This is a genomic window from Pararoseomonas baculiformis (assembly GCF_017813395.1).
In the GTDB taxonomy this organism is placed as follows: domain Bacteria; phylum Pseudomonadota; class Alphaproteobacteria; order Acetobacterales; family Acetobacteraceae; genus Roseomonas; species Roseomonas baculiformis.
This window is the reverse complement of record NZ_JAGIZB010000025.1, coordinates 24,929-49,481: the sequence shown is the minus strand read 5'-3', so window position 1 is coordinate 49,481 and position 24,553 is coordinate 24,929. Positions and strand designations below refer to the sequence as shown.

Sequence of the window (24,553 nt, the reverse complement as noted above, 5' to 3'; positions counted from 1 at the left end):
GGGTTCAGGGCTGGCTAGAGGAAGCTCACGGGGTCCACATCCACCTGGACCCTCACGGCATTCGGCACCTCCACACGGGACAGCCACTCCCGCAGCAGGGCCTGCACCGCCACGTCCCGCCGCGCCTTCAGCAGCAGTCGGCGCCGGTGCCGCCCCCGCAGCATGGCAAGCGGCGCCGGTGCCGGGCCGAGAACCTGCACCCCATCCCCGCCGGGGGCAGCCAGCCCGAGGTCGCGTGCCACCCGGTCCGCCGCCCGCTCATCCTCGGAGCTGACGATCAGGGCCGCGAGGCGACCGAAGGGCGGCCATCCGCCGGGGCGCCGCGCCTCCGCTTCCTCGGCCATGAAGGCCGGCAGGTCGCCGGAGATGAGGGCCTGCATCACAGGGTGCTCGGGGTTCCAGGATTGCAGCATCACGCGCCCCGGGCTCTCCGCGCGGCCCGCGCGGCCGGAAACCTGGTGGAGCAGTTGCACGGTCCGCTCCGCCGCCCGCAGGTCGCCCCCCGCCAGGCCCAGATCGGCATCCACCACCCCGACCAGGGTGAGATGGGCGAAGTGCCAGCCCTTGGCGACGATCTGCGTGCCGATCAGCAGGTCCACTTCGCGATCCGCGATCTGCCGGGCCGCCTCCGCCGCCGCCGCGGGTCCCGGGATGGTGTCCGAAGCCATGACAAGGCGCCGCGCATCGGGGAAGAGAACCGCGGCCTCCTCCTGCACGCGCTCCACCCCCGGCCCGATGGCCGTCAGGCTGCCCTCCGCGCCGCATTCCGGGCAGTGCTGGGGGATGGGCTCGGCATGGCCGCAATGATGGCACTGCAGGCGGCGCTGGGCGCGGTGCTCCACCAGCCAGGCCGTGCAGTTCGGGCAGCGGATGCGGTGCCCGCAGGTGCGGCACAGCGTCATCGGGGCATAGCCCCGGCGGTTGAGGAAGAGCATCGCCTGCTCCCCCCGGGCCAGGGTTTCGGTGATGGCCTCGATCAGCGGGGGCGAGATGAAGCGGCCGCGCTCGGGCGGAACCTTGCGCAGGTCCAGCACCGTCACCTCCGGCAGGCCGGCGCTGCCGTGGCGCCGGGGCAGGTTCACCGCGGAATAGCGGCCCTGCTCGGCATTGGTCAGCGTCTCCAGGCTCGGGGTCGCGGAGACGAGGACGCAGGTGGCCTCGGCCATCCGGGCCCGCACCACCGCCATGTCCCGCGCATGGTAGATGACCCCGTCCTCCTGCTTGAAGGCGGTCTCGTGCTCCTCGTCGATGATGATCAGGCCGAGATCCGGGAAGGGCAGGAACAGGGCGGAGCGGGCGCCCACGAGCACCGAGGCCTCCCCATCCGCCACCGCGCGCCAGGTGGCCCGGCGCAGGCGGCCCGAAAGCTCGGAATGCCAGATGGCCGGGGCGCAGCCGAACCGCGCCTTGAACCGGTCCAGCCATTGGGAGGAGAGGGCGATCTCGGGCAGCAGCACCAGCGCCTGCCGCCCCTGGCGCAGGCATTCGGCCACGGCATCCAGATAGACCTCGGTCTTGCCCGATCCAGTGACGCCCGCCAGCAGCGTGACGCCGAAGGCGCGCTTCGCCACGGATTCGCGCAGCTTCGAAGCCGCCTCCTCCTGGTCCTCGCCCAGGGCGGGGCCGGGATATTCGGGATCGGGCCGGGCGAAGCTGCGGGGCCTCGGCAGAAGAGCGGGTTCGATCAGCCCGGCATCGGCCAGGCCGCGCAGCACGCCGGTCGAGACCTCCGCCTCCTCGGCGATATCGGCGCCGGCGCGGGGCTCGCCGCGTTCCATCGCCTCCAGCACGCGGCGGCGCTGCGTGGTCATGCGGTAGCCCGGCGCCCCGTCGCGCGCCGCCTCCCCGGCGGCGGAGAGCTTCCACCCGGCCTGCTGGCCCGGCGGTTCCAGCGCGGAGGGCACCGACATCGCCATGCGCAGCACCGCGCCGGGCGGGGAAAGCGTGTAGGCCGCCACCCATTCGACGAAGCGCCGCAGCGCCTCCTTCATCGGCGGCGCGGGGAGGACGCCCAGGATGTCGCGCAGCTTGCCCTCGGGCAGGTTGGGGTCGGGCTCACCATCCCAGACCACGCCGAGCATCTCCCGCCCGCCCAGGGGCACGGCGACGAAGCTGCCGGCCTCCGGCAAGGGCGTGCCGCCGGGCACGCGGTAGTCATAGGCCCCGCCCCCCGGCGTATCGAGCGGGATGGGCAGCAGCACGCGGATGCGGCGCACCGGCGGCCCCTTGGGCGCGGCGGCGCGGCGTTTTCCCTTCGCCGTGGCAGGCGGGGCGGCCACGAGACCATCCCCGAACAGCCCGCCATCGAAGCTCGGCCCGCCATTGCGTGAAACGGGCGCGCTGGACTCGGCTTCTTCCATCGCTATTGATCCGCCCCCAACAGGCCTTTCAGGACCAGCAACATGAAATTCTTCGTGGACACCGCCGAGGTCTCCGAAATCCGTGCCCTCGCCGAGAGCGGGCTGCTCGACGGCGTCACCACCAACCCCTCCCTGATCGCCAAGTCCGGCCGCCCGATGGCCGAGGTGATCAAGGAGATCTGCGACATCACGCCCGGCCCCGTCTCCGCAGAGGTCACGGCCACGGATTACGACGGCATGATGCGCGAGGGCGAGCATCTCGGCCGCATCGCCCCCAACGTCGTGATCAAGCTGCCGCTGACCGAGGCGGGGCTGCGCGCATGCAAACATATGGTGAACAACGGGGTGATGGTCAACGTGACCCTGTGCTTCTCCGCCGCCCAGGCGCTGCTCGCGGCCAAGGCGGGGGCCACCTACATCTCCCCCTTCGTCGGGCGGCTGGACGATATCGGCCAGGACGGCATGCAGCTGATCGCCGACACCGTGCAGATCTATGACAACTACCCCACGATCCGGACCGAGGTGCTGGTGGCCTCCATCCGCCACCCGATCCACCTGATCCAGGCGGCGAAGCTGGGTGCCCATGTCGCCACCCTGCCGCCGGCCGTGATCAAGTCCCTCTACAAGCACCCGCTGACCGACAAGGGGCTGGAATCCTTCTTGGCGGACTGGAAGAAGACCGGCCAGTCCATCCTCTAGCACCACGCGGTCCCCGGGGGGGATTCGCCTCCCCCGGCGGTCCCTGGCAGGATGGCCCGATGACCCGTTCCGCCTCCCAGCCGGGCGAGCCGGACCGCGAGGCCGAGGCGGCCCGCGTGGCGACCTATCTCGCCGCCCATCCCCGCTTCCTGGCCGAGCGGCCGGGGCTCTACCGCGCCCTGCACCCACCCCAGCGCCTGCATGGGGAAAACCTGGCGGACCACATGGCCGCCCTCCTCGCCGCCGCCCGGGCCGAGACGGGCACGGTGGCCGAACTGGCGCGCTGCGCCCAGGACCTCACCCTTCGCGCGGCCATGGCCGTCACGGCCCTGATCGGCGCCCCCGATCCCCTGGCCGTCGTCTCCGCCGAATGGCCGCATCTGCTGGGCCTGGAAAGCGCAGCCCTGGCGCAGGAAGGTCCCCCTTCCGCCGCATGGCGCGACCTGCCCGCGGGCAGCATCGCCCGCCTGACCGGCGGCCGGGAGGTGCTGCTGCGCGACATGCCGGCGGAGGCCGCGCTGCTCCACGGGGAGGCGCATCCGCTCATCACCCGCGATGCCCTGGCCCTTCTGCCCGGCCCGCGGCCGCGCCTGCTGGTGCTGGGTGCGCGGGAGGCGGGGCGGCTGCCGCTGCGTGGCGCCACCGCCCCGCTGCGCCTGATGGCGCATGCCCTGGCCCGGGCGCTGGACAGCAAGCCGTGATCGCCCCCCTCGCCGCACGCGAGGCCTTCCTGGAATGGCTGGCGCGCGAGCGCCGCGCCAGCCCGGAGACGGTGGAGGCCTATGGCCGGGACGTCGCCGACCTCCTTGGCTTCCTCACGCAGCACCAGGGCGGGGAGCCGGAGCTCGCCGCCCTTCGCCTGGCCGATCTGCGCGCCTTCCTCGCACACCGAGCGGCGGCGGGCATCGGTGCCGCCTCCCGCGCGCGGCAGCTTTCGGCGCTCAAGACCTTCCTGCGCTTCCTCGTCCGCCGGCACGGGCTGGACCCGCTGCCCTTGGGCGGGCTGACCGGCCCGCGCCGCAAGCCACCCGTCCCCCGGGCGCTGACCGAGGAGCAGGCTCGCACCGCCACCTCGGACAGCGCGGAGGACAGCCCCTCCATGGCGGCGCGGAACCAGGCACTCTTCACCCTGCTCTACGGCTGCGGACTCCGCATCTCGGAGGCGCTCTCACTCAACATGCGGGATGCGCCACGCGCCGGGGTGGGGCTGCGCGTCATGGGCAAGGGCCAGAAGGAACGCGTGGTGCCCGTGCTGCCCGCCGTGGAGCAGGCCATGGCCGAATGGCTGCGCCACCGCGGGCCCGCCGGGCCGGATGCGCCGCTCTTCACCGGCGCCAAGGGCGGCCGGCTGGACCCCGGCGTGGCCCAGCGCGCCCTGCGGGACCTCCGCCGCGCCACCGGCCTGCCGGAACACACCACCCCGCACGCCCTGCGCCACTCCTTCGCCACCCACCTCCTGGGCGGCGGCGCCGACCTGCGCGCCATCCAGGAATTGCTGGGCCATGCCAGCCTCTCCACCACCCAGCGCTACACGGGGGTGGACCAGGCCGGATTGCTGGACACCTGGCGCAAGGCGCATCCGCGGGCGGATTAAGCCCGCCGGCCCCGGCGCCGCTAGGTCTGGCCGGGCGCCACCCGCTCCCGGAATTCCTGCTGGACCTGATCCAGCGTCAGGAACACGGCGCCCATCCTGCCGAGCCGGTCGATCAGCTTCTCCAGCATCAGCATCCGGTGCCCGCGGCCGATGACATAGGGGTGGAAGGTGTAGACCAGCATTCCCCATTCGGTGCTGCGGCGCATGTATTCGAAATCGGCGATCCAGTTCCCAAGCACGGCATCCGCATTCGCCAGGCCGGGCGTCACCGCGCCGCCGGAGCGGAAGAACTCGAAATGCGGATGGTCGTCGAGCGACCAGCTGATCGGCACCTCGACGAGATCCGTCGCTTCCCCGAAGACCAGCGGCGCATCCGCCGCCACCCTGTCCCCGCGGCGGGCGAAATAGGGCTGGCAGTCATGGCCCATCATGCTGCTGTCGTAGCGGCAGCCATGCTCCAGCACGAGGCCGAGGGTCCGCTCGCTCAGGTCCCAGGCGGGGGAACGGTAGCCGGCCGGGCCCTGGCCGCTGAGCCGGCGGATGCTCTCCACCGCGCGGCCGAATTCCTCCGCCTCGCGCTCCGCCGACAGATCGGCGGGCGGGACATGGCTCCAGCCGTGATGGCCCAGCTCATGCCCGCCGGCCAGGATGCGCTCGCAGGCCTCGGGGTAGGTCTCGATCACCACGCCGGGCACATACCAGCTGGAGCGGATACCCCGGCTGCCCAACAGGTCCAAGATGCGCCCGGCGCCGACCACCCCGAACTCACCGCGTGAAACCGGGGTGGGCGTCGTCATGCCGCGCGCCGCGAAGCCGGACCACGTGTCGAAGTCGAAGGACAGGCAGGCGATGTGGCGGGGCATGGCCTGGTGCTTCCGGAAGGCGCTAGGCCGGCGGCTCGGCGCCCACCTGCTCGGTGATGCGGCGATAATGCTCCGGGCGGCGATGGGCGGCGAAGTTGAACATCTTCTCCTTGCCCTGGCGCACCTGATCGAGGTCGCAATCCGCCACCAGCACCTCGTCCCCGAGCGTCTGGGCCTGCGCCACCACCACGCCATTCGGATCCACGATCACGGAGCCGCCGATCAGCCCCGAGCCGTCCTCATTCCCTGCCTTGGCCACGCTCACCGCCCAGGTGGCGTTCATATAGGCGTTGGACTGGGCCGCGAGGGTGGAGTGGAAGGTGCGGATCGCCTCGTTCTCCGTGGTCCCGCCATTCGGGTCATAGGCGGCGGAATTGTAGCCCATCACCATCAGCTCGACGCCCTGCAACCCATAGACGCGCCATGCCTCGGGCCAGCGGCGGTCGTTGCAGACCAGCATGCCCATGACCGGGGCGCCCCATTCGGCCGGGCCGCGAAAGGCGGGGAAGCCGAGATCGCCATATTCGAAGTAGCGCTTCTCCAGCTGCTGGAAGCGGTCTCCCACGCGCGGCTCGACGGAGCCGGGCAGATGCACCTTGCGGTACTTGCCGACGATGGAGCCATCCGGCCCGGTGGTGATGGCGGAGTTGAAGCGCTTGCCGTCAGCCGTGCGCTCGGCATAGCCGACATAGAAGCCCACCCCCAGTTCCCGCGCCCGGTCGAAGAGCGGCTGGACCTGCGGGTTCGGCATCGCGGCCTCGTAGTACTGGTCCAGTTCCTCCCCTTCGATCAGCCAGCGCGGGAAGAAGGTGGTGAAGGCCAGTTCCGGGAAGACGACGAGCTTCGCCCCCTTCCCCGCCGCCTCCTCCAGCAGTGCGATCATGCGGGCGAGAATGGACTCGCGGGAATCGGCGCGCTGGTTCGGCCCCATCTGGGCAGCGGCGAGGCGGAGGATGCGGGGCATGGTGTCGGGCCTTTCAGTCCGGCGCGGAAGCGGATGCGCCCTTGGGGCGGGCAATTCATGGCCCATCCCCCGGGGGCGCAGCAATCCCGGGTGGGCGGATCCTCATCTCCGCTCACCCCGCCCGCTCATCCGGCCCGTTCATCCGGCCCGCTCATCTGGCCGCGACCAGACGCCCCGCCGCACCCCCGCCGCGGTCACCAGCCCATAGGCGGTGATGCCGAGGGCAACGGCCAGGAACTGCCCGTCCAGCCCCAGCCCCACCAGGTCCGAAAGCACCCAGCCGCCCAGCACGGCGATGCCGATGCGCGACAGCCCGGCCAGCATCGGCCACCCCATCCGCCCCGCGCCCTGGGAGGCGAAATAGAGCGCCATGCCCAGGCCGAAGCCCCCGAAGGCCGGGCCCGTGAAGGACAGGGCGCGCGCCGCGATGTCCACCACCGCGGGATCGCTGCTGAAGAAGTCCGCGAAGGCGCGCGGCGCCATCGCCACGCTCAGCCCGATCGCACCGGTGACGCCGAGGGCCATCAGTCCGCCCGTCCAGGCCAGGCGGCGCGCGCCGTCCCAGTCCCCGGCGCCGACCGCGCGGCCCACCAGGGCCGTCAGGGCCGATCCCACGCCGAAGGCGATCGGGATCATCAGGAACTCCAGCCGGGCCGAGATGCCATATCCCGCCACGGCGGCCGGCCCATGGGATGCGATGCGGGCCGTGACCAGGATGGTGGTCAGGTTCGCCACCCCGGCCAGGGCGCAGGCGACCAGCCCAACCGAAAGAATGCGCCAGAACATCGTGCGGGACGGCCGGAGGCGGAGCGTCGGCTGGAACCCGGCCCGGCCCTGCAGCACGGCCCAGCCCATCACGAGGCTGGCGCCGATGAAGACCGCCGCCAGGGCGGCGCCAATGCCCGGCAGCCCCATCCCGGCCGGCTCGGCCAGGGCCCAGGCCAGGAGCGGATAGGCCAGCCAGGTCAGCAGCAGCACCCGCGCTGCCAACCCATGCTGCCCGCCACCGCGCAGCACGGAAGCCAGCGTGTTCGCCAGCCAGACCGGGATCGCCCCCAGCCCGAAGAGCAGAATGGCATAGGACGCCGCCGCCTCGGCGGCCGCCGCGCCGCCGATCAGCCCCAGCACGGGCCGGGGAAATCCCGCAAGCAGGATAGCAAAGCCCGCCCCGGCCAGCATGGCGATCAGCACGGCGTGCAGGACCAGGGCAGACGCCTCCTCCCGCCGCCCCGCCCCGAGCGCGCGGGCGATGGCGGAGGAGACGCCCCCGCCCATGGCCCCGGCGGACATCTGCTGCATCAGCAAGGCGAAGGGCAGCACCACGGACCACCCGGCCAGGGCCGTGGTGCCCTGCCGCGCGGCCAGCCAAGTTTCCGCGACCTGGCCCGCCGCCTGGAGAAAGGCGCTGAGCGCGGTGGGGCCGGCCAGGGACAGGATCTGCCGCGCGGCGGAGGGGCGTGGCGGCACCAGGGCGAGGGTATCAGCCATCGGCCATCTCCTTCAGCGCGAGGCGGCGGCGCATCGCCTCCCCGGCGCCAGGGCCGGGCAGGAGGCGGACCGATTCCGGCACCAGCGGCACCCCGTCGCCGCCAAGGGGTGGCGGGGAGGACACCTCCTCCCCCGTCACCCGGTCCACCACCCGCACCACGGGGCCGTTCGGCGCCATCCAGCGGTCGCTCCACCGCTTCAGGGCCAGGAAGGCGGGGAAGAAGTCCCTTCCCTTCTCGGTCAGCCGGTAGGCGTGGCGCGCCCCCTCGGGCACCCGCTCCAGCATCCCGTGCTCCACCAGCTTCGCCAGCCGGGCGCTGAGGATGTTGGAGGCGATGCCGAGATGGCGGGCGAAATCATCGAAGCGGGTGGTGCCGTAGAAGGCTTCCCGCATCACCAGGATGGCCCAGCGTTCCCCCAGCACCTCCATGGACCGGGCGATGGGACATCCCATCCGGGAGAAATCCGTGCGGGGCATGGGCGCTTCCTGCTGACTTGCAGGATGCAACCCGATTAACTTGCACTTCGCAAGTGTTCAGAACAGCCCCGGGCCGGACCGGCACGGCCCCCATGCGCCAAGCGGCAAAGGGCTATCGCCGGCCGAGCACCCGGCGAACTCCCCTGCCCCAGTTGGAGAAGCGAAGGCTGAGGGAGGCTTCCGTGGTTTCGATACGAGACACCGCGCCCGGCCAGCGCCCCTGGACCCATGTCCAGCGGTTGGCGGCCCAGAGATACTGGTCCCGCAGCACGAAGAGCCCGAGGGCGAGGAAAAGGAAGCCCTGCAGGAAGGGCAGGATGCAGCCCAGGATGCCCAGGACGATGAGGAACCACCCCAGCGCCTTGCGGCCAGGCCGGGGTTTCAGGGGAACGAAGGCGGGGCGCGTGTCACTCATCGCGCGCGGAGATGGCCCGCGTGCCCGGCCGATCAAGCCGGGCGCGCGGGCTTGTCAGATCAGATATGGAGCGGGCGGCCATCCACGGCCAGGGCGGCTTCCTTCACCGCCTCGCTCAGCGTCGGGTGGGCGTGGCAGATGCGGGCCACGTCCTCGGCGCTGGCGCCGAACTCGATGGCGGTCACCATCTCGGCGATCAGGTGGCCGGCATCCGGGCCCAGGATATGGGCGCCCAGAACGCGGTCCGTGGCCTTGTCGGCCAGGATCTTCGCGAAGCCGTCCACATCGCCCATGGCGCGGGCGCGGCCATTGGCGGTGAAGGGGAACTTGCCGACCTTGTAGGCAGTGCCCGCGGCCTTCAGCTCCTCCTCGGTGGCGCCGACGGCGGCAACCTCGGGCCAGGTGTAGACGATGCCCGGGATGGCGCCGTAGTTCACATGACCATGCTGGCCGGCCAGGATCTCGGCCACGGCGACGCCCTCATCCTCGGCCTTGTGGGCCAGCATGGCGCCGGCGATCACGTCGCCAATGGCATAGATACCCGGCACATTGGTGGCGAAGTGCTGGTCGGTCTTCACGCGGCCACGCTCGTCCAGCGCCACGCCAACCGTATCCAGCCCCAGCCCCTCGACATAGGGCCGGCGGCCGATCGCCACGAGCACCACATCGGCCTCGACCGTCTGGGCCTCGCCGCCCTTCGCGGGCTCGACCGTCAGGGAGATGCCGGCCTCCGCCTTGGTCGCGCCGGTCACTTTGTGGCCGAGCTTGAACTTGAAGCCCTGCTTGCCGAGGATACGCTCGAACTGCTTCGCGACCTCGTTGTCCATGCCGGGCAGCAGCCGGTCGAGGAACTCGATCACCGTCACCTCGGCGCCCAGCCGGCGCCAGACGCTGCCCAGCTCCAGCCCGATCACGCCACCGCCGATGACGACGAGGTGCTTGGGCACGCTCTCCAGCTCCAGCGCGCCGGTGGAGGTGACGATGGTCTTCTCATCCACCTCGACGCCGCGGAGCGGCACGCTCTCGCTGCCCGTCGCGATGACGATGTTCTTCGTCTCATAGGTGGTGCCGGCCACCTCGACCTTGCCCGGCGCCACGATCTTCCCGGCGCCCTTCAGCCAGGTGATCTTGTTCTTCCGGAAGAGGAACTCGACGCCCTTCACATTGGCCGAGACCACCTCGCCCTTGCGCGCCTGCATCCGCGCCAGGTCGAGCTTCACGCCATCCACCTGGATGCCATGGTCGGCGAACTTATGGGCGATCTCCTCGAAATTCTCGGAGGACTGGAGAAGGGCCTTGGAGGGGATGCAGCCGATATTGAGGCAGGTGCCGCCCAGCGTCTCACGCTTCTCCACGCAGGCCACCTTCAGGCCCAGCTGGGCCGCGCGGATGGCGCAGACATAGCCGCCGGGGCCGGAGCCGATGACGATCAGGTCGAAGGAGTCGGACATGGTGGACGGGCCCTGCAATGATCTTCGGGGGCAGGTAGCAGGCCCGGGGCCAGGCTTGAAGGGTGCAGCGCGCGGAGAATGGGCCCGGCAGGGTTGACCGGGGCGCAATTCCCTGCCGGTCCTACCCCGGATAGCGCTCGAACTGAGGCAACGCGTCCAGATGGCTCATCCAGCGCAGCCGCTCGGCCACCTGGATCTGGGCGCCGGGCGGAAGGGCATCCGGGTCGTCCAGCGTGCCGGTCTGAATATCGACCAGGCCCGGCAGCATTGCCTCGTTCACATAGAACAGCCCGGTGCCGCAGCGACCGCAGAAATGGCGCCGGCCATGCTCCGATGAGGCATAGACAACCGGCTCTCCCTCCACCTTCAGCGCCCCGGCCGGGATCATGGCCCAGCCCACCATCGGCGCCCCGGCATGCCGCCGGCAGTCCGAGCAGTGGCAGAGGGCGTGGTGCAGCACCTCCTCCGGCATCTCGTAGCGAATGGCACCGCAATGGCATCGGCCGGTGAGCATCGGCAGCCTCCCCTTTTGCGGGGAGCCTAGCACGGGCCGGGCGCCCGGAACGGAAGCGGGCCGGAAGGGTCTCCCCTCCCGGCCCGCCTCATGCTGTCTGGCGGAAGGGCTCAGAGGCCCAGCAGCAGGCGGCGGGCGTCCTCCACGCCTTCCTTCACGCGCACCAGGAAGGACACCGCCTCCTTCCCGTCCACGATCCGGTGGTCGTAGGAAAGCGCCAGGTACATCATCGGGCGGATCTCGATCTTGCCGCCCACCACCATGGCCCGCTCCTTGATCGCATGCATCCCGAGGATACCGGACTGGGGCGGGTTCAGGATCGGGGTGGACATCAGCGAGCCGTAGATGCCGCCATTGGTGATGGTGAAGCTGCCGCCCGCCATCTCCTCAAGCTTCAGCTGGCCGTCACGCACGCGCTTGCCGAAATCGCCGATCGCCTTCTCGATGCCCGCGAAGGAGAGATCCTGCGCGTTCTTCAGCACGGGCACGACGAGGCCGGAGGGACCGCCCACCGCGATGCCCATGTTCACGAAGTTCTTGTAAACGATCTCGTCCCCTTCGATCTCGGCATTGACGGCCGGGAACTCCTGCAGGGCGGCGACGCAGGCCTTCACGAAGAAGGACATGAAGCCGAGCTTCACGCCGTGCTTCTTCTCGAAGGCGTCCTTGTACTCGGCGCGCAGCGCCATTGCGTTCGTCATGTCCACCTCGTTGAAGGTGGTGAGCATGGCGGCGGTGTTCTGCGCCTCCTTCAGGCGGCGCGCGATGGTGACGCGCAGGCGGGTCATCTTCACCCGCTCCTCGCCCTCACCCGCCGCACGCGGGGCGGACTTGGCGGCCGGCGCGGCCGCGGCAGGTGCCGGGCGGGAGAGGAAGTCCAGCACGTCACCCTTGGCGATGCGCCCGTCCTTGGCGCTGCCCTGGCCGATCTGCTCGGCCGTGACGCCCTTTTCGGACATCATCTTGGCCGCGGCGGGCAGCGGGGCATGGCCGGATTCGGCCCCGCCGGGGCGGGAGACCGGGCCAGGGGCCGGGCGCGGCTCCTCCGTCTTCGGGGCCGGCGCCGCGGCGGCGGGGGCCGCGGCCGCCGGCTTGGCGGCCGGCGCACCGGCGCCGCTGCCAAGCATGCCGAGCAGCCCGCCGACCTCGACCTCCGCACCCTCATCGGCCGAGATGCTCTCGATGGTGCCGGCGGAAGGGGCATTCACCTCCACCGTCACCTTGTCCGTCTCCAGCTCGACCAGCGGCTCATCGGCGGCCACCGATTCGCCCACCTTCTTCAGCCAGCGCGCGACCGTGGCAGTGGATACGCTTTCGCCCAGGGTGGGCACCAGGATCTCGGTCATCTTGTCTTCCTCAACCCAGGCCGAGCGCCTGGCGAACCAGCGCTTCCTGCTGCTGCGCGTGAACCTTGGCAAGCCCCGTCGCGGGGCTGGCGGCGGCGGGGCGGCCGACATAGCTCGGCCGCTTCGCCTTGTTGCCCACCTTGGTCAGCACATCCTCGATCTTGCGGTCGATATAGTTCCAGGCGCCCATGTTCTCCGGCTCCTCCTGGCACCAGACGACCTCGGCCTTGGTGTAGGGGGAGAGGACCTTGGGCAGGGTGATGCTCGGGAAGGGATAGAGCTGCTCCACCCGGACGAGGGCGACATCCTTGACGCCCTTGTCCCGGCGCTCCTGCAGCAGGTCGTAATAGACCTTGCCGGTGCAGAGCACGACGCGCTTCACCTTCTCGGGCGCCACCAGCTCGTCGGTCTCCGGGATCACCACCTTGAAGCGGCTGCCCGGCTCGAACTCGGCGAGCGAGGACACCGCCAGCTTGTGCCGCAGCAGGGACTTCGGCGTCATCAGGATCAGCGGCTTGCGGTAGTTCGCCTTCATCTGACGCCGCAGGGCGTGGAAGTAGTTGGCGGGGGTGGTGATGTTGCCCACCCGCATGTTCCGCTCGGCGCAGAGCTGCAGCCAGCGCTCAAGGCGGGCGGAGGAGTGCTCCGGCCCCTGCCCCTCATAGCCATGCGGCAGCAGCATCACCAGGCCGGACATGCGCAGCCACTTCGTCTCGGCCGAGGCGATGAACTGGTCGATGATGACCTGGGCGCCATTGGCGAAGTCGCCGAACTGGCCTTCCCAGAGCACCAGCGTGTTCGGATCGGCCAGCGAATAGCCGTAGTCGAAGCCGAGCACGCCGAATTCCGAAAGGAGGGAGTTGAAGGCCTCCAGGCGCTTCTGCCCCTCGCGGATGTTGTTCAGCGGCACATAGTCGGCCTGGGTCTGCTGGTCGATCAGATAGGCATGGCGCTGGGAGAAGGTGCCGCGCTGCACATCCTCGCCCGAGAGGCGAACGCGATGCCCCTCCACCAGCAGCGAACCGAAGGCCAGCGCCTCGCCGGTCGCCCAGTCGATGCCCTCGCCGGTCTCGATGGCCTGCCTCTTGGCCTCGAGCTGGCGGAGGATCTTCGGATTGGCGTTGAAGCCCGCCGGCACGCGGGACAGGGCGGCGCCCACCTCGCGCAGCGTCTCCGGCTGCACGGCGGTGTCGGTGTCCGTCTCCGGCTCGTCATTGCCCGGAGCCTTCAGCCCGGTCCAGTGGCCTTCCAGCCAGTCGGCCTTGTTCGGCTTGAAGGTCTGGCTGGCCTGGAAGGCCTCGTCCAGCTTCGCGAAGAAGGCATCCTGGATCGCCTTGGCCTCGGACTCCGGCACCGAACCCTCGGCGGCCAGCTTCTGCGCGTATTTGGTGCGCGTCGTCGGCGTTTCCTTGATGCGGGCATACATCAGGGGCTGGGTGAAGGCCGGCTCGTCGCTCTCGTTATGGCCGTGGCGGCGGTAGCAGACGACATCCAGCACGACATCCGTCCCGAAGGCCATGCGGAACTCGGTCGCCAGGCGGGCGCAGAACACCACAGCCTCCGGGTCATCCCCGTTCACGTGCAGGATCGGGGCCTGAACGGACTTCGCCACATCGGTGCAGTAGAGGCCGGAATAGGCATGGGCCGGGGTGGTGGTGAAGCCGATCTGGTTGTTTGTCACCACATGCACCGTGCCGCCGGTGCGGTAGCCGATGAGCTGGCTCATCGCCATGGTCTCATAGACCACGCCCTGGCCGGCGAAGGCGGCATCGCCATGCAGCAGGATGCCCATGACGGAGCGGCGCTCCTTCGTGTCGCCCGCCATGTCCTGGCGCGCCCGCACCTTGCCCGCCACCACCGGGTCGACCGCCTCCAGGTGTGAGGGGTTGGGCTGGAGGGAGAGATGGACCTGGCGCCCCTCGATCTCCACGTCGGTGGAGGTGCCGAGATGGTACTTCACGTCGCCCGAGCCCTGGACATCCTCCGGATGGCCGGCGCCCTTGAACTCGGCGAAGACCTGCGTGAAGGATTTCTTCACCACGTTCACCAGCGTGGACAGGCGCCCGCGATGCGCCATGCCGATGGCGATCTCGTTCACCCCGCCCTTCGCCGCCTGGGCAATGATCGCCTGCAACGCGGGGATGGTGCTCTCGCCACCCTCAAGGCCGAAGCGCTTCGTGCCCACGAACTTGCGGGCGCAATAGGCCTCGAAGCCCTCGGCCTCGGTCAGCTGCTGCAGGATGGTGCGCTTGTCGTCCTTGCCGAAGCTCTTCGTCCAGGGCGCGCCCTCGACGCGCTGCTGGATGAAGGCCTTCTGCCCGGGATCCTGGATATGCATGAACTCGACGCCGATCGGGCCGCAATAGCTGGCCTTCAGAATCGAGAGGATCTCGCGCAGCGTCGCCGTCTCGCGGCCCAGCACCTTGTCGATGAAGATCGGCCGGTCGAGATCAGCGTCGGAGAAGCCGTAGGTCTTGGGGTCCAGCTCGGGATGCGGCGCCTGCTTCTGCAGCCCCAGCGGATCCAGGTCGGCCTCCAGGTGGCCGCGCACGCGATAGGCGCGGATCAGCATCAGCGCACGGATCGAGTCCAGCACCTGCTGCTTGCTGGCGGCGGGATCGGCCGGCTTGGCGGCCGGGGCGGCGGCACCCTTGCCGCCCTTGGCGGGGGCGGGCGCCTCGGGCTCGGGCGCGAAGCCGCCCTTCGGGCGCGGGGCCCAGGAGGCGCCGGAGGCATCCTGCAGCACGGCCCGGGCGTCATCGTTCAACGCCGCGAAGAGCTCCTGGAAGGACGGGTCCACGCTGTCCGGCGCCTGCACCCAGCGGGCATAAAGATCGGCGAGGAAGGTGGCGTTCGCCCCCGTCATCGCACTGGCTAGGATATCCACTCCGGGCATGGTGTTCCGCTTCTCGGCTGATCGGGCTGATGGGGGTTAGGACGCGATCGGGGCAGGTCTGTGGCAGGCGGGCGGCCGGGGCTGCCGAAGGGCGAAAAGGACGGCCGGGGAGGCCGTCAGGGGCCGCCGCGCAATATCTGGACCTGTTTCCGTTGTCATTCCGTTGCTCCCCCGGACTGGGCCGGGGCTCCCGCGCATCAATTGGGCTGCTGCGCCTCGCTTGTCACCCGTCTTACCGGCATGTCAGGTCGGCGCAAGGCGGGGTTCGCTCACAACCGCCAGAAAGCGGAGCGGCCGCGCCCCGAAAGGGACACGGCCGGCCATGAACCAGGGCAATCGCGGGTCAGGCGGCGCGGCGGAGCACCTCTTCCGGACTCATCCGGACCAGCCGGGAATACTCGGCCACCAGTGTCTCGGTGATCTGGCCGGGGGTGTAGTGGTGCCCGGCGATCCGGCGCACCGGCGTCACCTCCGCCGCCGTGCCGGCCAGGAACACCTCGGTCGCCCGCCCGATCTCGTCGGCCGCGATGGTGCGCTCCACCACCTTCATCTGGTTCTGCCGGGCCAGGTTCATCACCGTGCGGCGGGTGATGCCGTCCAGGAAGCCGATGGGGGTGGGGGTATGCACCTCGCCGTCGAAGACGAAGAAGGCATTGGCACCGGTCGCCTCGGCCACGTCGCCCTTCCAGTCCAGCATCAGGGCATCGTTGAAGCCCTCCGCCTCCGCCGCGTGCTTGGACATGGTGCCGATCATGTAGAGGCCGGTGGCCTTGGAGGCCGTGGGCGCCGTATCCGGCGCGGGCCGCCGCCAGGGGGCCATGCCCAGGGTGATGCCCTTCATCCGATCCTCCCCGAAAAGGTTCGGCCAGGGCCAGGCGGCGATCGCGACATGGGTGCTGGTGTTCTGCGCCGCCACCGCCAGCATCTCGCTGCCGCGATAGGCGATCGGGCGGATATAGCCCTCGGTCAGCCCGTTGCGCTGCATCACCTCGATGCAGGCGGCGTCGATCTCCTCCACGGTGTAGGGGATCCGGAAGCCGAGGATCCGGGCACTCTCGAACAGGCGCTCGGTATGTTCGCGAAGCTTGAAGATGTTTCCGGCATAGGCCCGTTCGCCCTCGAACACGCCGCTGGCATAATGCAGGCCATGCGTCAGCACATGCAGCTTGGCATCGCGCCAGGGAACGAACTGGCCGTCGAACCAGATCCAGCCGTCGCGGTCGTCGAAGGAGGGGAGAGCCATGGCAGATTTCCTCGGTTGGAATGCTTGCGCCAGTTGATTGGTAATTTTCTTTCGTGAACTGCCAGTATGTTAAAATGGTCAGCATGATTGCGTCAACAAAGCTGACCCAATGAGGGAGCAGGGCAGCCATGCCTGAAGGGATGGACACACGCGCCGGGGCAGGCCCGGCTGGCGCCGGGCGCAACCTTCTCTTCCTGCGGGAAGAGGAGCTTCGCCTGGCCCAGGACCTGCTCTTCTTCGGCTATCGCGACTTCACCGCGGGCCCGGACGCCATCCTGGCCGAGCTGGGCATGGGCCGGGCGCATCATCGCGTGCTGCATTTCCTCGGCCGCCGCCCGGGGCTGACCGTCGGGGAACTGCTCGGGATCCTGGCGATCACCAAGCAGTCCCTCTCCCGCGTCCTCACCCCCCTCATGCAGCAGGGCTATGTGGCGCAGAGCCCCGGCCGCGCGGACCGGCGCCAGCGCCTGCTCGCCCTGACCCCGGAGGGCGAGGCGCTGGAGCGCCGCCTCTTCGAGCGCCAGCGCGAGACGGTGACACGGGCCTATCGCGAGGCCGGGCCCGTGGCAGTGGAGGGGTTCCGCCATGTCATGCGCGGGCTGATGGGCCCGGATGCGCGCAAGGCGCTGGAGCGGCTCAGCGGCACGGACCGCCCCTCCGTCCGCGCCACGCCGCCCGCCGATGCCAGGGCCGCCGCCCGCCCGGCCGCCCGGCCGGTTGTCCCGGGAAAGACGCCATGAGCGACGCCGCCGCCCATCTCCTGGTCGTGGATGACGATGCCCGCCTCCGCAGCCTGCTCCAGCGCTTCCTGTCGGAGCAGGGCTTCCGCGTCAGCACCGCGGCCGATGCCGTCGCCGCCCGCCAGGCCCTGGGCGGCATGGAGTTCGACCTGATGGTGCTGGACGTGATGATGCCGGGCGAGACAGGGCTGGACCTGGCCGAAAGCCTGCGCCGGGCCGGGCAGGACGTGCCCATCCTGATGCTCACCGCCGCCGGTGCGCCGGATGACCGGATCGCGGGCTTCGAGCACGGGGCGGATGACTACCTCGCCAAGCCTTTCGACCCGCGGGAGCTGGCGCTCCGGATCCGCACCATCCTTCGCCGCGCCGCCCCGCCCGCCTCCGCCCCCCTGCCCCCGGTGCAGCTCGGCCCGCGCTGGTTCGACCCCGAGCGCGGCGAGCTGCGCGGCCCGGAAGGGGTGACACGCCTGACCGGCGGAGAGGCCGCGCTGCTGGTGGCGCTCGCCCGCCGGGGCGGCGAGGTTCTCTCGCGCGAGGAGATCGCGGCCGCCATGGGCACGCCGGAAGCCGGGGAACGCGCGGTGGACGTGACCGTCACCCGCCTGCGCCGCAAGATCGAGCCGGACCCGCGGGAACCGCGTTTCCTGCACACGGTGCGGCACAAGGGCTATGTGTTGCGCCCGGGGGCCTGACCCCCGCTGATAGGGAGGGTTCCGCATGGCACCCGATATCGGCCCCAAGGGCATCGAGGCGGATAATGGCTGGGCCGATGCCCCGCCGCCCGAGGCGCGGGCCTGTCCGCCGGCCTGGACCCACCGCCGCCGCTGGCGCGGTGCCATCACCGCCGCGCTGCGCCCCTTTGTGCCGCGCGGGCTGCTGGCGCGCGCCCTTCTCATCATCCTCGTCCCGCTGGTGGTCACCCAGGGCATCGCGCTGCAGATCTTCTATGGCACGCATCTGGACGTGATCTCCCGCCGCCTGGCCGGCGGCGTGGCGGGGGATGTGGGAATGGTGGTGGAGCTGTTCTCCCGCTACCCCGTGCAGGAGGATCGCGGCTGGATCTTCCGCGAGGCGGCATGGCGCCTGGATCTCTCCCTGGCCTTCGAACAGGGGGCCACGCTCGGCCGCAGCACCTCCCGCTCCGCCAGCCTTCCCCTGCTGCCGCTAGAGGGGGACCTGGACAACGCGCTGCGCGAACGCCTGCGCATGCCCTTCGACACGGACTGGCAGAGTGACCCGCGCAGCGTGATCATCCGCGTGGCCCTGCCCGATGGCGTGCTGCATGTGGAGGCGCCGCGCAAGCGCCTCTTCGCCAGCACGCTCTATCTCTTCGTCATCTGGCTCGTCGGCGCCTCGCTGCTGCTTTTCGTGGTGGCGGCGCTGTTCATGAAGAATCAGGTGCGCGCCCTGCGCCGCCTGGCCGCGGCGGCGGAAGCCTTCGGCAAGGGGCGGGAGACCGGCCCCATCAAGCCCGAGGGCGCCAGCGAGGTGCGCCAGGCCGCCGCCGCCTTCAACGGCATGCGGGCCAATATCCGCCGCTTCGTCACCCAGCGCACGGAGATGCTGGCGGGCATCAGCCATGACCTGCGCACCCCCCTCACCCGCCTCCGCCTGGGCCTGGCCATGCTGCCCGCGGAGGCGCAGGAGGATGCGGCCGCCATGACCCAGGACGTGGAGGAGATGGAGCGCATGGTCGCCTCCTATCTCGCCTTCGCCCGGGGCGAGGTGCTGGAAGCACCGGAGCCGACCGATCTCGTGGGGCTGGTGCGCGAGATCGCCTCCCGCAGCGCGGCCGATGGCTCGGCGGTGGCGGTGGAAGCCCCGCCCTCCCTTACCCTTCCCCTGCGGCCGGACGCGGTGCGGCGGTGCCTGGGCAACCTGCTGGACAATGCCCGCCGCCACGCCGCCCATGTCACGGTGACGGTGCGCCCCATCCCGGGCTGGGCGGAGGTCGCGGTGGATGATGACGGGCCAGGCATCCCCGCCGCCGCGCGGGAAGGCGCCTTCAAGCCCTTCGCCAGCTTCTCGGCCGGCGGCACCGGGCTCGGGCTGGCCATCGCGCGCGACATCGCCCGCGCCCATGGAGGCGAGATCGCGCTGGGGGAAAGCGCGATGGGCGGCTTGCGGGCTACGATCCGCCTGCCGATGTGAGGCAGGCGGGGAGCCGCCCCGCGAAACGGCGCGGGGACAGCGGGCGCCGCCTGGACTATGGATTTCCAGCTGCCAGGGAGCGACGCGATGGACGGGTTCGACATGGAAGCGGGAGCCGCCGACCTGGCCCTGGGCGCCACGCCGCAGCCCGATGCGCTCTGGGCGATGCTCCGGGCGGAGGCCGAGGCGGCGGCGGAAGCGGAACCTGCCCTGCGCGGCATGCTCGAAATGGCCGTGCTGCGGCATGACACGCTGGGCGCCGCGCTCTCAGCCCTGCTTGCCCGCAAGCTGACCGAGGCCCTGATGCCCGCCGAGCGGCTGGAAGACCTGGCGCGCGCGGCCGGGCCGGATCTCGTCACCCTCGCCGCGGCGGACCTGTCCGCCAACCGGCGCCGCGACCCGGCGGCGCGGGGCTGGCTGGCCCCCTTCCTCTACTACAAGGGTTTCCACGCCCTGACCTGGCATCGCGTGGCGCACGGGCTCTGGAAGGATGGCCGGATCGACCTCGCCCTCTACCTGCAGAGCCGCTGCTCCCTTGTCTTCGGCGTGGACATCCACCCGGCCGTGCCCGTCGGCCGCGGCGTCTTCATCGACCATGCGACGGGCGTGGTGGTCGGCGAGACCGCCGTGATCGGCAACGACGTCTCCATCCTGCAGGAGGTGACGCTGGGCGGCACGGGCAAGCAGCGGGGCGACCGGCACCCGAAGGTGCGGGATGGCGTGCTGCTCTCGGCCGGCGCGAAGGTGCTGGGCAATATCGAGATCGGCCGCGGCGCGAAGGTGGGGGCGGGCAGCGTGGTGCTGGCCGATGTGCCGCCCTGCGCCACCGTGGCGGGCGTGCCCGCGCGCGTGGTGGGCTGGTGCCGGGACGCGGTGCCGGCCCTGGCGATGGACCAGAGCCTGCCGCCCGGCACGGGCGGCTGAGGCGGATTACACCGCCGTTATCTCGTTTACATATGGACACAAATTCACTGGCCGGCAGCAGCAGCTCTGTCATGATCCTCACACCACAGGGGAATGTGAGGCCGCAATGCGCTGGATTATTGCTTCTTTCTTTGTTTTCGCCTTCGCCGGCCTGGCGGGCACCAGCCACGCCGTGACCCCGGGCGCCGTGACCACGGCCGTGGAGTCCGCGCGTGAGGTGACGAGCTCCGTCACCCAGGAAGTGGCGCGCCGCCGCGCCCCGCATCGCCGGGTCGCCCGCCATCGCCGCCCGGCGGCTTCTGCGCAGTAATCCCCGCTCCGGAGGGCGACGGCCTTCCAGGCAAGGGGGAAACGGGAAAGGGCCCGGCGGGAAGACCGCCGGGCCCTTCTCACATTCACACGTTGAAGCGGAAGAGCAGGACGTCGCCGTCCTTCACCACATACTCCTTGCCTTCCACCCGCATCTTCCCGGCCTCCTTCGCCCCCTGCTCGCCGCCCAGCGCGACGAAGTCGTCATAGGCGATGGTTTCGCAGGCGATGAAGCCGCGCTCGAAGTCGTTGTGGATCACGGCGGCCGCCTGCGGGGCCTTGGTGCCCCGGTTGATCGTCCAGGCGCGGGATTCCTTGGGGCCCACCGTGAAATAGGTGATGAGGCCCAGCAGATCGTAGCCCGCGCGGATGATGCGATCGAGGCCGCTATCCTTCAGGCCGAGGCTGTCGAGGAACTCGATGCGGTCGCCTTCCGCCATCTGGCTGATCTCCGCCTCGATGGCGGCGGAGACTATGACAGCTTTCGCGCCCTGCGCCTTGGCCATCGCCTCCACGGCGGCGGAATGCGCGTTCCCGGTGGCAGCCGAACCTTCCTCCACGTTGCAGACATAGAGGACGGGCTTGGTCGTCATCAGCTGCAGGCGGGCGGCCGCAATCTCCTCGCCCTTCGGCACCGCCGTGCGGGCGGGCTTTCCGGCGGCAAGGGCGGCGATGATCGGCTCGGCCAGCGCGACGAAGGCGGCGCTCTCCTTGTCGCCGTTCTTGGCCTTCTTCTGCGCGGGCACCAGCCGCTTCTCGAGGCTGTCGAGGTCCGCGAGCATCAGCTCGGTCTCGACCGTCTCGGCGTCGCGCACCGGGTCCACATTGCCCTCGACATGGGTGATGTCCCCGTCCTCGAAGCAGCGGAGCACGTGAACGATCGCGTCCACCTCGCGGATATTGGCGAGGAACTGATTGCCCAGCCCTTCGCCGCGGGAGGCGCCGCGGACCAGGCCGGCGATGTCCACGAATTCGAGGCTCGTCGGCACCTTCTTGATGGACTTGCCGATGCGCGCCAGCTCGTCGAGCCGGGGGTCAGGAACGGCAACGCGGCCGACGTTCGGCTCGATCGTGCAGAAGGGATAGTTGGCGGCCTGGGCCGCGGCCGTCTGCGTCAGCGCGTTGAAGAGGGTGGACTTGCCGACATTGGGCAGGCCCACGATTCCGCAGTTGAAGCCCATGGTGGCCTGCTTTTCCGTGGTTCTGGGGTTGGCGCCGGCTTACGCCGGGGTGGCGGGTCGGCGCTAGGGGTCGGGTCAGCCCTGGGTGAGCAGGGCGAGCTTCGTCATGAAATCCTCTGGCCTGCCCTCGGCCAGGAGGGGCGCGGCGTCGGCGACGGCATCAAGCAGCCTGTCCAGCCATTCCGCATCCACCTTGGCGAAATTGCCGAGGACATGGCCATGCACGCGGTCCTTATGGCCGGGATGGCCGATGCCGAGGCGCACGCGCCAGAAATCCGGGCTGGCGAAGGCGCGCTGCATGTCGCGCAGCCCATTATGCCCGGCCGCGCCCCCGCCCTTCTTCACCCGCACCTTCCCGGGGGCGAGGTCCAGCTCGTCATGGAAGGCGGTGATGTCCGTCACCGGAATCTTGTTGAAGGCTGCGGCCGGCTGCACGGCATTGCCGCTGGCATTCATGTAGGTCTGCGGCTTCAGCAGCACGATGCGCTGGCCGCCGATCTGCCCTTCGGAGGTCTCGCCCTTGAAGCGGCTGCGCCAGGGCCCGAAGCGATGGCGGGAGGCGATGCGCTCCACCGCCATGAAGCCGATATTGTGCCGCTGCCTCGCATGCTCCGCGCCCGGATTGCCCAGGCCAACCCACAGAAGCATTCCGTGATCCCGCTAAAGGAAAGGGCGCGCCGCTTTCGCATGCGCGCCCCAGACCGGCAGAGCCAGGCGGTCCGGGGAAGTCTCCTTCCCCGGCGGCCTCACTTCTTGCCCTTGGCCTTGCCCTTGGCGGGGGCCGCGGCCGGCGCCGGAGCAGCAACGACCTCCTCCACCACCACCACCGGCGGCGCGATCGTCAGCACGACGAAATCGCGGGCGAGGGTCGGCGAGGTGCCCTTGTGGTCCTGCACGTTGGACCAGCGGAAGGTGTCGCCGATCTCGGCGGTGGAGACGTCCACCTCGAAGAAGTCGGGCACGTTGTCCGGGTCGGACAGGACCTCGAGGTCGCGGCGCACCAGGTTCGCTACGCCGCCGGCCTTGATGCCGGGGGACACGTCCTCACCGACCAGGTGCACGGGCACCTTCACGCGGATCTTCTGGCCAGCGGCAAGGCGCTGGAAGTCCACATGGATCGGCTGGTCGCTCACGGGGTGGAACTGCACGTCGCGCATGAGGCAGCGCACGGGCTCCGCGCCGGCCACCGCCACCTCGTACAGGTGGGACTGCCAGCCGCCCTTGTGCAGCTCCTTCATCACGTCACGGGGGTCGAGGGACAGAAGGGTCGCCTCCTGCTTCGCCCCATAGATCACTGCGGGGACCATGCCCCCACGCCGGGTCGCGCGCGCCGCCCCCTTACCGGCCCGCTCGCGCGCCGCGGCCTCGATCCGAATGGTCTGGACCATTGCCGTCATTCCTTCGCGAATTGGGTTTCCTTCCGCGGCGCAACCAGGGCGCGCGAAAACACGCCGGCCTCCAGGGGTGCCGGCGTGGGCCGGGGTTTAGCGGGGGTAGGCCGCCGGGGCAAGGTTTTCAGGGCACCGGCCCGAATTCCCCGTCCCGCCGGAGAATGCCCGCCTCAGGCGGCGACAGGCGGGACGGCGGCCCGGCGATAGGCACTATGCGACACGCAGTTCTTGCCGGCGAACTTCGCCTCGTACATGAGCTCGTCGGCCGCAGCCATCGCCTCTTCCAGGTCGTCCGGGCATTCATGGAAGGTCACGGCCCCGACCGAGACCGTCACGGGCCAGCGCTTCTCATCCATCCGCGCCTTCACTTCGCCCCTGATCCGCTCCGCCGCGAGGTCAGCGTGCAGATCGGGGCCGGAGAGCAGGATCGCGAACTCATCGCCGCCGATGCGGGCCGCAACATCCTCGGCGCGCAGACAAGCCCGCAGGGTCGCGGCCACTTCCCGGAGCACATGGTCGCCGATCAGGTGGCCCTGCACGTCATTCACGCGCTTGAAGCCATCAAGATCCACATAGAGCAGGGCAAAGGACTCCCCATGCCGTCGGAGCCGGCCAAGGGCACGGTCCAGGCTGTCGAGGAGAAAGGGCCGGTTCCCGATCCCGGTCAGCCCGTCGGTCATGGCGAGGAGCCGCGCCTGGTTCATCGCCCGCCGCAGTTCGAGGGCAGTGGATACGGTTTCGGCGAGGCGGAGCAGCGCCTCGCGCTGGTCTTCCTCCAGCACACGCGCCTGACGGTCAGCGATGCAAAGCGTGCCCAGCGCATGACCTTGGGGATTGACCAGGGGAACGCCTGCGTAAAAGCGAATTCCGGCCTCTCCCAGGACGAGAGGGTTGTCCGAGAAGCGCGGATCCCTCTCCGCATCCTCGACGACGAGGGGCTGGCTGGGATCGAGGATGGCATGCGCGCAGAAGGACAGCTCACGCGGTGTTTCCGCCGCGTCCAGCCCTGTCCGCGCCTTGAACCACTGGCGCTCGCTATCCACCAACGAAACCAGCGCGATCGGCGCCTTGGTCAGCTTCGAGGCGAAGCTGACCAGGTTGTCGAAGACCGTCTCGGCCTCGGTATCCAGGATTTCGTAAGAGCGCAGGGCGGCGATCCGGTCTGCTTCTCCGATCGGCAGCGGCGCGGGCGGCATGAAACCTCCGGGAGTAGTGTGGGGTCGGTGTCTCTCGCTATGGTTGCATATCACGCCGTAGCGTTAAGGGAAACGACACATTCCATTTATTGAGCGACGGAATCACGACAGGAGACCGGTCCCATCCTGACGGCAGCGGCCCCTCGCCCCAGGCGCTACGAGGTACGGCGTTCTCGGGAACGCCAGCATGGGCTTATGGCCTTGTGAACACCCCTCACGGGCACGGGCCGCTGGATCGGCACTGCCCCACGATCCCTCTGAACCGGGTCACGCCCCCTTGGCAGGGAAGAGGCACCGATGCGCTTCCGCCCGGCCCAGCCCCGCCCCATGCAGGCTCAGCTGGAAGCGGG

At 70.2% G+C, this 24,553-nt stretch carries 23 protein-coding genes; 8 read left to right on the top strand and 15 right to left on the bottom strand.

Going from position 1 to position 24,553, the window contains the following annotated elements; genetic code table 11:
* Window positions 1-14: 14 nt before the first annotated feature.
* Window positions 15-2,360, bottom strand: a complete 2,346-nt coding sequence (locus J8J14_RS20225; protein ID WP_209381365.1) for a primosomal protein N' — start codon at window positions 2,358-2,360, stop codon at window positions 15-17.
* Between the two features lie 42 nt (window positions 2,361-2,402).
* Between J8J14_RS20225 and fsa the strand changes: the two genes are divergently transcribed.
* Genes fsa through J8J14_RS20215 form a run of 3 tightly spaced genes read left to right on the top strand, consistent with a single transcriptional unit; the run spans window position 2,403 to window position 4,653 of the window.
* A complete protein-coding gene (gene fsa / locus J8J14_RS20220) occupies window positions 2,403-3,059 on the top strand; it encodes a fructose-6-phosphate aldolase (RefSeq protein ID WP_209381364.1) in 657 nt (218 codons plus the stop codon).
* Between the two features lie 59 nt (window positions 3,060-3,118).
* Window positions 3,119-3,760 (top strand): hypothetical protein, encoded by a 642-nt coding sequence (locus J8J14_RS25160; RefSeq protein ID WP_245216006.1) that lies wholly within the window; start codon window positions 3,119-3,121, stop codon window positions 3,758-3,760.
* Window positions 3,760-4,653, top strand: coding sequence for a tyrosine recombinase XerC (locus J8J14_RS20215; protein WP_342452499.1), 894 nt, complete (start codon window positions 3,760-3,762; stop codon window positions 4,651-4,653). The genes J8J14_RS25160 and J8J14_RS20215 overlap by 1 nt, the downstream gene beginning before the upstream one ends.
* Window positions 4,654-4,673: 20 nt before the next feature.
* Here J8J14_RS20215 and J8J14_RS20210 read toward each other — a convergent pair whose 3' ends face one another.
* The 10 genes from J8J14_RS20210 to J8J14_RS20165 all read right to left on the bottom strand — a co-directional run bounded on the left by J8J14_RS20210 (window position 4,674) and on the right by J8J14_RS20165 (window position 16,311).
* Window positions 4,674-5,516, bottom strand: a complete 843-nt coding sequence (locus J8J14_RS20210; protein ID WP_209381362.1) for a polysaccharide deacetylase family protein — start codon at window positions 5,514-5,516, stop codon at window positions 4,674-4,676.
* Between the two features lie 22 nt (window positions 5,517-5,538).
* Window positions 5,539-6,480, bottom strand: a complete 942-nt coding sequence (locus tag J8J14_RS20205) for an N-carbamoyl-D-amino-acid hydrolase (protein ID WP_209381361.1) — start codon at window positions 6,478-6,480, stop codon at window positions 5,539-5,541.
* A gap of 138 nt (window positions 6,481-6,618) precedes the next feature.
* Entirely contained in the window at window positions 6,619-7,968 is a 1,350-nt protein-coding gene (locus J8J14_RS20200; protein WP_209381360.1) for an MATE family efflux transporter, read from the bottom strand.
* The gene (locus J8J14_RS20195; protein ID WP_209381359.1) at window positions 7,961-8,446 is read right to left on the bottom strand and encodes a winged helix-turn-helix transcriptional regulator; all 486 of its coding nucleotides are present in this window, start codon (window positions 8,444-8,446) and stop codon (window positions 7,961-7,963) included. Before J8J14_RS20195 ends, J8J14_RS20200 begins: the two co-directional genes overlap by 8 nt.
* A 112-nt stretch (window positions 8,447-8,558) precedes the next feature.
* Window positions 8,559-8,861, bottom strand: coding sequence for a PGPGW domain-containing protein (locus J8J14_RS20190; protein ID WP_209381358.1), 303 nt, complete (start codon window positions 8,859-8,861; stop codon window positions 8,559-8,561).
* A 59-nt stretch (window positions 8,862-8,920) separates the two neighbouring features.
* Complete coding sequence (gene lpdA, locus J8J14_RS20185) at window positions 8,921-10,312, bottom strand: dihydrolipoyl dehydrogenase (RefSeq protein WP_209381357.1); 1,392 nt, start codon at window positions 10,310-10,312, stop codon at window positions 8,921-8,923.
* A gap of 121 nt (window positions 10,313-10,433) precedes the next feature.
* Window positions 10,434-10,826 carry a GFA family protein gene (locus tag J8J14_RS20180; protein ID WP_209381356.1) on the bottom strand — a complete coding sequence of 131 codons (393 nt, stop codon included), beginning with the start codon at window positions 10,824-10,826 and terminating at the stop codon, window positions 10,434-10,436.
* A gap of 110 nt (window positions 10,827-10,936) precedes the next feature.
* Window positions 10,937-12,172 carry a 2-oxoglutarate dehydrogenase complex dihydrolipoyllysine-residue succinyltransferase gene (gene odhB, locus J8J14_RS20175; protein WP_209381355.1) on the bottom strand — a complete coding sequence of 412 codons (1,236 nt, stop codon included), beginning with the start codon at window positions 12,170-12,172 and terminating at the stop codon, window positions 10,937-10,939.
* A 10-nt stretch (window positions 12,173-12,182) separates the two neighbouring features.
* Window positions 12,183-15,068, bottom strand: a complete 2,886-nt coding sequence (locus J8J14_RS20170; RefSeq protein WP_209381354.1) for a 2-oxoglutarate dehydrogenase E1 component — start codon at window positions 15,066-15,068, stop codon at window positions 12,183-12,185.
* 343 nt (window positions 15,069-15,411) lie between these two features.
* Window positions 15,412-16,311 carry a branched-chain amino acid aminotransferase gene (locus tag J8J14_RS20165; protein ID WP_209381353.1) on the bottom strand — a complete coding sequence of 300 codons (900 nt, stop codon included), beginning with the start codon at window positions 16,309-16,311 and terminating at the stop codon, window positions 15,412-15,414.
* 128 nt (window positions 16,312-16,439) lie between these two features.
* Here J8J14_RS20165 and J8J14_RS20160 point away from each other — a divergent pair, with 128 nt between their 5' ends.
* The 5 genes from J8J14_RS20160 to J8J14_RS20140 all read left to right on the top strand — a co-directional run bounded on the left by J8J14_RS20160 (window position 16,440) and on the right by J8J14_RS20140 (window position 20,436).
* Entirely contained in the window at window positions 16,440-17,051 is a 612-nt protein-coding gene (locus J8J14_RS20160; RefSeq protein ID WP_245216005.1) for a MarR family winged helix-turn-helix transcriptional regulator, read from the top strand.
* Window positions 17,048-17,743, top strand: a complete 696-nt coding sequence (locus J8J14_RS20155; protein ID WP_209381352.1) for a response regulator — start codon at window positions 17,048-17,050, stop codon at window positions 17,741-17,743. The genes J8J14_RS20160 and J8J14_RS20155 overlap by 4 nt, the downstream gene beginning before the upstream one ends.
* A gap of 25 nt (window positions 17,744-17,768) precedes the next feature.
* Window positions 17,769-19,202 (top strand): sensor histidine kinase, encoded by a 1,434-nt coding sequence (locus J8J14_RS20150; RefSeq protein WP_209381351.1) that lies wholly within the window; start codon window positions 17,769-17,771, stop codon window positions 19,200-19,202.
* Between the two features lie 87 nt (window positions 19,203-19,289).
* Complete coding sequence (gene cysE / locus J8J14_RS20145; RefSeq protein WP_342452498.1) at window positions 19,290-20,126, top strand: serine O-acetyltransferase; 837 nt, start codon at window positions 19,290-19,292, stop codon at window positions 20,124-20,126.
* Window positions 20,127-20,232: 106 nt separating this feature from the next.
* Complete coding sequence (locus tag J8J14_RS20140) at window positions 20,233-20,436, top strand: hypothetical protein (RefSeq protein ID WP_209381350.1); 204 nt, start codon at window positions 20,233-20,235, stop codon at window positions 20,434-20,436.
* Between the two features lie 85 nt (window positions 20,437-20,521).
* Here the strand turns inward: J8J14_RS20140 and ychF are convergent, their stop codons facing one another.
* The 4 genes from ychF to J8J14_RS20120 form a co-directional block, all read right to left on the bottom strand.
* A complete protein-coding gene (ychF, locus tag J8J14_RS20135; RefSeq protein WP_209381349.1) occupies window positions 20,522-21,616 on the bottom strand; it encodes a redox-regulated ATPase YchF in 1,095 nt (364 codons plus the stop codon).
* A gap of 75 nt (window positions 21,617-21,691) precedes the next feature.
* Window positions 21,692-22,264, bottom strand: a complete 573-nt coding sequence (pth, locus tag J8J14_RS20130; RefSeq protein WP_209381348.1) for an aminoacyl-tRNA hydrolase — start codon at window positions 22,262-22,264, stop codon at window positions 21,692-21,694.
* A 98-nt stretch (window positions 22,265-22,362) separates the two neighbouring features.
* On the bottom strand, window positions 22,363-23,004 hold the full coding sequence (locus tag J8J14_RS20125; RefSeq protein WP_209381347.1) for a 50S ribosomal protein L25/general stress protein Ctc: 642 nt from the start codon (window positions 23,002-23,004) through the stop codon (window positions 22,363-22,365).
* A 173-nt stretch (window positions 23,005-23,177) separates the two neighbouring features.
* On the bottom strand, window positions 23,178-24,203 hold the full coding sequence (locus J8J14_RS20120; RefSeq protein WP_209381346.1) for a GGDEF domain-containing protein: 1,026 nt from the start codon (window positions 24,201-24,203) through the stop codon (window positions 23,178-23,180).
* Between the last annotated feature and the right edge of the window lie 350 nt (window positions 24,204-24,553).

Coding starts and splice junctions, on each gene's coding strand:
- J8J14_RS20225 (WP_209381365.1), bottom strand. CDS start 2,360: ATGGAAGAAGCCGAGTCCAGCGCGCCCGTTTCACGCAATGGCGGGCCG.
- fsa (WP_209381364.1), top strand. CDS start 2,403: ATGAAATTCTTCGTGGACACCGCCGAGGTCTCCGAAATCCGTGCCCTC.
- J8J14_RS25160 (WP_245216006.1), top strand. CDS start 3,119: ATGACCCGTTCCGCCTCCCAGCCGGGCGAGCCGGACCGCGAGGCCGAG.
- J8J14_RS20210 (WP_209381362.1), bottom strand. CDS start 5,516: ATGCCCCGCCACATCGCCTGCCTGTCCTTCGACTTCGACACGTGGTCC.
- J8J14_RS20205 (WP_209381361.1), bottom strand. CDS start 6,480: ATGCCCCGCATCCTCCGCCTCGCCGCTGCCCAGATGGGGCCGAACCAG.
- J8J14_RS20200 (WP_209381360.1), bottom strand. CDS start 7,968: ATGGCTGATACCCTCGCCCTGGTGCCGCCACGCCCCTCCGCCGCGCGG.
- J8J14_RS20195 (WP_209381359.1), bottom strand. CDS start 8,446: ATGCCCCGCACGGATTTCTCCCGGATGGGATGTCCCATCGCCCGGTCC.
- J8J14_RS20190 (WP_209381358.1), bottom strand. CDS start 8,861: ATGAGTGACACGCGCCCCGCCTTCGTTCCCCTGAAACCCCGGCCTGGC.
- lpdA (WP_209381357.1), bottom strand. CDS start 10,312: ATGTCCGACTCCTTCGACCTGATCGTCATCGGCTCCGGCCCCGGCGGC.
- J8J14_RS20180 (WP_209381356.1), bottom strand. CDS start 10,826: ATGCTCACCGGCCGATGCCATTGCGGTGCCATTCGCTACGAGATGCCG.
- odhB (WP_209381355.1), bottom strand. CDS start 12,172: ATGACCGAGATCCTGGTGCCCACCCTGGGCGAAAGCGTATCCACTGCC.
- J8J14_RS20170 (WP_209381354.1), bottom strand. CDS start 15,068: ATGCCCGGAGTGGATATCCTAGCCAGTGCGATGACGGGGGCGAACGCC.
- J8J14_RS20165 (WP_209381353.1), bottom strand. CDS start 16,311: ATGGCTCTCCCCTCCTTCGACGACCGCGACGGCTGGATCTGGTTCGAC.
- J8J14_RS20160 (WP_245216005.1), top strand. CDS start 16,440: ATGCCTGAAGGGATGGACACACGCGCCGGGGCAGGCCCGGCTGGCGCC.
- J8J14_RS20155 (WP_209381352.1), top strand. CDS start 17,048: ATGAGCGACGCCGCCGCCCATCTCCTGGTCGTGGATGACGATGCCCGC.
- J8J14_RS20150 (WP_209381351.1), top strand. CDS start 17,769: ATGGCACCCGATATCGGCCCCAAGGGCATCGAGGCGGATAATGGCTGG.
- cysE (WP_342452498.1), top strand. CDS start 19,290: ATGGACGGGTTCGACATGGAAGCGGGAGCCGCCGACCTGGCCCTGGGC.
- J8J14_RS20140 (WP_209381350.1), top strand. CDS start 20,233: ATGCGCTGGATTATTGCTTCTTTCTTTGTTTTCGCCTTCGCCGGCCTG.
- ychF (WP_209381349.1), bottom strand. CDS start 21,616: ATGGGCTTCAACTGCGGAATCGTGGGCCTGCCCAATGTCGGCAAGTCC.
- pth (WP_209381348.1), bottom strand. CDS start 22,264: ATGCTTCTGTGGGTTGGCCTGGGCAATCCGGGCGCGGAGCATGCGAGG.
- J8J14_RS20125 (WP_209381347.1), bottom strand. CDS start 23,004: ATGGTCCAGACCATTCGGATCGAGGCCGCGGCGCGCGAGCGGGCCGGT.
- J8J14_RS20120 (WP_209381346.1), bottom strand. CDS start 24,203: ATGCCGCCCGCGCCGCTGCCGATCGGAGAAGCAGACCGGATCGCCGCC.